The following is a 6,092-nucleotide window of genomic DNA, read 5'->3' as shown; positions in this document are numbered from 1 at the left end:
GCCGATCATGAATTCAATTCCCAGCGGACTTTGCAATATTCTTTTTACCGATCTCTTAATAGTAACATTAGCCTTTTTTCTCAAAGAGGGCTCCAGGCTGTCTACGAGTCTCTTTGTTGGCTGTTTTGTTGGATAGACGAATTCGTTGTATTCCAGTATACCTGCCAGCACCGTCATCTTCAGCAGCTTGTACATTTTCGCATGCATGGCTGGTATACCAGTGGGATAAGTAGTGTCTTCCGCAACGGTATACTTTTCTTTCAGGGTGAAATTAAAAGGCGTTTTACAAATATTATCCAGCATGGTATCTGCCTGCAGCAGCCGCTGTTTATAGGTAGTTACTAATAATTGGAGGAAGTCTGATTTTTTACCCTTGATCTGGTCATCGAGTTGCAGGCGATAGGCGGACAGGTTTTTTATATCGTCCTGCGAAAAAAATATGCGTTGTACATCCAACTCCTGCATCAACTCGTTGAAGATGGCTTCTGATCGCTCATCATCTAACGGGCGGGGTTGAATGTGATATTTATCCACCATGCGGCTCACCACATAGGCATCGTTAACAGCTTTTTGAATTGATTGGGCATTAACTATATTACAGCCTGCTACAACAAGGATCAGAACAAGAAATATGCGCATATTACTTCCAAGGTTATATTTTCAGGAGGGGGATTACAACTACAGGCCTGCCTTACCATATCTCTTTAAAATCAACACGGGTATTGCATTCAGGAAAGAAAAATTCGTGCACAAAGTTTTTGCCGGATTCTTTTAAATGATATTTGCCATCCATTAGTTCGAATATCTCTGCTTCTTCTTTATCAGGCATTATAATGATATAGTATTTAATGCCTTGAGATTCGTAAATATCATATTTGGTATGACGATCCTTCAATGCCGTAGCAGGTGATAATATTTCTACAACTAAAGCAGGTGGAAAATCAAGGTACTTTTTTGTGATTTCTCCACACACTATTAAGAAATCAGGTTGAAGAATAGTATCGTTGGTTATCAGATAATTTATAGGCTGATAAGCAGAACATTTATTACAGGCCCTTAATGGCACACCAAATGCTATAGATAAATTAGATGATATCTGTTGATGCTTTGGAACCGGAGCCGGGCTCATGGCATGAGGAATGCCTTTAATCAATTCCCATTTTCCTTCCCAATGTATCCAATCATCGTATGTATAATGTGGTAGTATTGTTGCTGTACTATTCACTGATATTCTTTTTATAAAGATACGTATTCGATTTGAATAGTGAAAGAGAGTAAACTTATATATACTATTGGTAATTAATCATATACAACCCCTTTGATATTAATATTTTAGCAGCTTTACCACTGTTTCGTGCAAACGGGCTTTGGCCAGGAAATTATTTTCCAGCTCGGTATTGAACGGCACCGGTGTATCGAGGGAAGCACAGCGCAATACCGGCGCATCCAGCAGTTCAAAACAATGCTCGCCTACCCAGGCGGCTATTTCACCGCCAAGGCCACCAGTCATAGTATCCTCGTGCAACACCAGTACCCGCCCGGTTCTGCCCACGGCTGCTTTAATAGCGTCATAATCGAGCGGCAACAGAGTGCGCAGGTCGAGAATGTCGATGGAGATCTCCGAATGATGCGCGGCATAGTCTTCCGCCCAAATTACCCCCTGTCCATAGGTGATAATACTGCAATCATCACCCGAACGCACATGCCGGGCCTTGCCAATCTCAGTTTCATAATACCCTTCAGGTACATTACCATGTACACTCCGGTACAGGGCCTTATGCTCAAAAAATAATACAGGATTGGGGTCATTGATGGCGGCGATAAGCAGTCCCTTTGCATCGGCCGGGGTAGATGGATACACCACTTTCAACCCGGGAGTATGTATAAACCAGGCTTCATTGGTTTGGGAATGAAAGGGGCCTGCCCCTACTCCGGCGCCACATGGCATTCGAATAACCACATTGGCCGATTGGCCCCAACGGTAATGGATCTTGGCCAGGTTGTTTACGATCTGCGTAAAACCCATGGTCACAAAATCGGCAAACTGCATTTCTATCATCGACCGGTAGCCCTGAATATTCAGTCCCAATGCAGCGCCCAGGATAGCGCTTTCGCACAACGGGGTATTGCGCACGCGGTCTTTTCCAAACTCTTCTACAAAACCTTCTGTTATTTTAAATACGCCTCCGTATTCGGCAATATCCTGGCCCATTAAAATGAGATCGGCATGTTGCTGCATACTTTGGTGCAGTCCTTCTTTTATGGCGTCAATAAAACGTTGTTCTTTAACAGGGCCGGCAGCCGCTGGGTTTTCTTCATCGTATTGCATGCCTCTTACATCCACCTTATTTTCGGCATATACATCCCGCAATTCTCTGCCCGTATCCACATACATGGGTTTGGCGTTAAACCCAATATTACATTCTACATCTACGTAGTCTTTCAGGTCCTGGTGAATGGCGTCGATCTCCTCTTTTGACAGCACCTGTTTTGATAACAGGAACTGCTCAAAATTCTTGATGGGGTCTTTTATATCCCACACTTCAAACAAATATGGAGGAACGTATTTGGTGCCGCTGGCTTCTTCGTGGCCGCGCATGCGGAAGGTAGCGCATTCAACCAGGTAGGGCCGCTGGTATTCAAGGCAATATTTCTTTACGCCCTTGATGGTGTCGTATACGTTGAGGATATTATTTCCATCGATCTTAACGCCGTCAATACCATAACCGCGGGCTTTTTCTACCAGCGCTTCACACCGGTATTGTTCATTTACGGGTGTGCTCAGGGCATAGCCATTGTTCTCTATCACAAAGATCACCGGCAGATCCCACACGGCGGCCACATTCACTGCTTCGTGAAAATCGCCTTCGCTGGTGCCGCCTTCGCCGGTAAACACCACTACTACTTTATCTTCTTTACGGAGTTTATGTGCCAGGGCAATGCCATCTGCAATGCCTAACTGCGGGCCCAAATGCGAGATCATGCCGCAAATATGGTGCTGGGCATTGCCAAAGTGAAAACTGCGTTCACGCCCCTTGCTGTACCCGCTCTGGTTTCCCTGCCATTGCATTAGTAATTTATGCAGGGGCATATGCCTGCTTGTAAACACGCCCAGGTTTCGGTGCAGGGGTAATATCCACTCGTCTTCGTCCAGCGCCTGGGTAACTCCCACTGCAATCGCTTCCTGGCCAATTCCACTAAACCATTTTGAGATCTTTCCCTGTCTCAACAACACCAGCATTTTTTCTTCGATCACCCGGGGCAATAGCAGGCTCTTATACAAATGAACCAGTTGGTCATAGGTTAAATCTTTACTATCGAAGTGCATACAATAATAAAATAGTGTACTATGAAGTTAGGGCAAATCAAATATCCGTAGTAGTGGCGGCTAGTCTTTTTCGTCTCTTTTTTCTTTATATAATACCGAAGTAACAATCGACAGCAAAAAACTAAACAACAGCGCCCACCAGAACCCGTCTACCGCAAAGCCTTTTATGAACTTATCGGCCAGGATAATTATGAGGGCGTTTATTACAAATAAGAAAAGCCCTAATGTTACAATGGTAATGGGGAAGGTGATGAAAATAAGGATAGGTTTTACAATGGCGTTTAAAATGGCTAAAACAATAGCCAGCACAATGGCGGTCGTGAACGTATCTATATGAACCCCGCTTAAAATGTATGATAACCCGAAGGCAACAATGGAGGTGACAATGATACGCATGATAAAGTTCATAACATAGTGATTTAGTGTATAAGTCGATGGAACTATAAAAAAGTAACAAGCCTCCCGGCGGGTCAGGAGGCTTGCAGTTATTCATTTCTTAAATCACCACCAGTTCATAAAACTCCTCGGGCACCAGGTACTTCTTCGCCAGTTCCTGCAGCTCTTCAGCTGAAATGGTTTTTATGATCTGCACGCTGCGGTCAAAATAATGTTCGTCTACATTGTTCAGGATCATACTCTTCCATCGACCAATAACCTGGAAAGGGCCATCCAGGTCGCCCAGGATGCTGCCGATCATGGAATTGCGTGTCATACTCAATTCCTCGTCATCTATCGGTTCTTCGCGCAACTGTTCCATTTCATAATATATTTCTTTTATAGTTTCTGCCGTAACATCGCGACCGGCTTCGGTACTTACCATCCAGCCGCTGGTGCTGGTAAAGTTCAACAGGTAACTATAAATGCCATAGGTATACCCTTTTTCTTCCCGGATGTTGCCCATTAAGCGGGAACCGAAAAAGCCACCTAACACATTGTTCAGCACCATCACCTTTTGAAAATCGGGGTGATGCCGGTTAGGAAAGGGCCGGGCTATGCGAATGGCCGATTGTACACCATTGGGATCGTTCAGTATTTCGTATTTCTTCTGCATGGCGGGTTCTAAAGGATGCTGAATAATTTCTGCACCACCCATCCTTGGCTTTAATGGCAGCTGGCCAAAATACTTTTCCAGTGTGTCAATAATATCCACTGGTAATTTACCTGCTACAAATATTACGCAGCGACCCTGTTTGTAATATTCATTGTAAAAATTAACTACATCTTCCCGTTGTACCGCTGCATAATCTGCCAGGTCATTGTATGTTCCATACGGGTGTTTTTCACCAAACAGGTAGGCATCGATCAACCGGCCGGCTACAAATTCCCCTTTTTGCAGATTTACTTTTAAGCGCTGTTGCGAGTTTTGAATATAAATGTCCAGCTCTTCCTGTGGGAATACTGAATCCTGCACCAGTTCTGCCACCACGGGCAACAGCTCATTAATGTGCTTGCTCAGGGTGTGCAGGGTTATTTCCGAAGTTTCGTTGTAACAGGTACGATTAAGGTAAGAGCCATAATATTCAAAATGCTCGTTTATTTCAAAAGCGTTGCGCTTGCTGGTGCCATTCTTTAGTAAGTAATTGGTGGCGGCGGCAACGTTCTTTTTATTTTCGAACCAGTTACCGGCCGAAAAAACCCAGTTCACCAGTAAGGTATCTTCACTACCCATATCAAGAGCAAACACTTCAATACCGTTGGCGAGTTTATATTTTTTGGTGGCCGGCAATTTTATCTCAAATTGAACCGGGTCTATTATTTTAGGAGCAATTGTTCTGTTTAGCATATCTTCTTTTTAGTCGTCTTTTATTCTTTATTTCTCACTATAGTATTTCAGCGTACTGCCATTATTGGGGTTGAATATTTGCCGGCTGTATTGCAGAATATCATCACCGGTAACCGAGAAATATTTATCCCTGTCGTGGTTAAACAGGTTTACATCGCCCAGCAATTCATAAAAGGCCAGGTTATTGGCCCGGGTAAGCACGCTCATGTCTTCAAATGCCAGCGTTGCTTCGGTTTTGTTCTTGATCTTGGTGAGCTCTTTTTCGCTGATGCCGCCTTGTTTCAGTTTTTCAATCTCTTCGTTGATGGCTGCTTCGGCATCTTCCATTTTTACGCCTTTCACCAGTTTGCCTTCAATGGCCAGTAAGCCTTTATCAACAGTTCCAAAATGATAGCATTCTATCTGGCTGAATAACTTTTTCTCTTTTACCAGTTGTTGGTACAAGCGGGATGAACCGCCGCCACCAAGTACTTCGGTAATAAGATCGGCCACATAATACCCATGAGCCAGGCGGTTATCCATGTGCCAAACCTTGTAGATGGCATCCAGGGGCACATTGGCTTTTACCTCCATGCTGCGGGCCTCTGTTTGTGGTGGCTCAGCAGGAATCTGGCGATCGTATTTTTCGCCGGAAGGAATATCACCGAAATATTTCTCCGACAGCTGGCGGACCTGTTCCACCTTTACATTGCCGGCCACTACCAGGATGGCGTTCATGGGGCGGTAATGTTTGAAGAAGAAATCTTTTACATCCTGCAGACTGGCATTTTCAATATGCGATAATTCCTTGCCAATGGTCATCCAGCGGTAGGGATGTTTTTTGTAAGCCATTTCACGCAGCTTGAACCATACATCGCCGTAAGGTTTATTAATGTAGTGTTCTTTAAATTCTTCAATAACCACTTTGCGCTGTACTTCCAGGCTTTTTTCGCTGAAAGCCAGGGAAAGCATGCGGTCGCTTTCGAGCCAGAAGGCTGTTTC

The 6,092-nt window shown here is 44.3% G+C and carries 6 protein-coding genes; all 6 read right to left on the bottom strand.

Annotation, left to right across the window (positions count from 1 at the left end):
* Positions 1-639, bottom strand: a 639-nt coding sequence (locus ACJ751_RS22245) for a hypothetical protein (RefSeq protein WP_407747730.1), incomplete at its 3' end; no start/stop codon positions are given.
* Positions 640-691: 52 nt separating this feature from the next.
* On the bottom strand, positions 692-1,225 hold the full coding sequence (locus ACJ751_RS22240) for a Uma2 family endonuclease (RefSeq protein WP_407747729.1): 534 nt from the start codon (positions 1,223-1,225) through the stop codon (positions 692-694).
* A gap of 99 nt (positions 1,226-1,324) precedes the next feature.
* A complete protein-coding gene (locus tag ACJ751_RS22235; protein WP_407747728.1) occupies positions 1,325-3,328 on the bottom strand; it encodes a thiamine pyrophosphate-dependent enzyme in 2,004 nt (667 codons plus the stop codon).
* Positions 3,329-3,388: 60 nt separating this feature from the next.
* Positions 3,389-3,736 (bottom strand): phage holin family protein, encoded by a 348-nt coding sequence (locus ACJ751_RS22230; RefSeq protein ID WP_407747727.1) that lies wholly within the window; start codon positions 3,734-3,736, stop codon positions 3,389-3,391.
* An 88-nt stretch (positions 3,737-3,824) separates the two neighbouring features.
* Entirely contained in the window at positions 3,825-5,111 is a 1,287-nt protein-coding gene (locus tag ACJ751_RS22225) for a M16 family metallopeptidase (protein ID WP_407747726.1), read from the bottom strand.
* Positions 5,112-5,138: 27 nt separating this feature from the next.
* On the bottom strand, positions 5,139-6,092 hold a 954-nt coding region (locus ACJ751_RS22220), incomplete at its 5' end, for a M16 family metallopeptidase (RefSeq protein WP_407747725.1).

It is taken from the genome of Niastella sp. (assembly GCF_045805085.1).
Classification (GTDB): Bacteria; Bacteroidota; Bacteroidia; order Chitinophagales; family Chitinophagaceae; genus Niastella.
The sequence above is the reverse complement of the archived record's forward strand: the minus strand, read 5'-3'. Positions and strand labels throughout refer to the sequence as shown.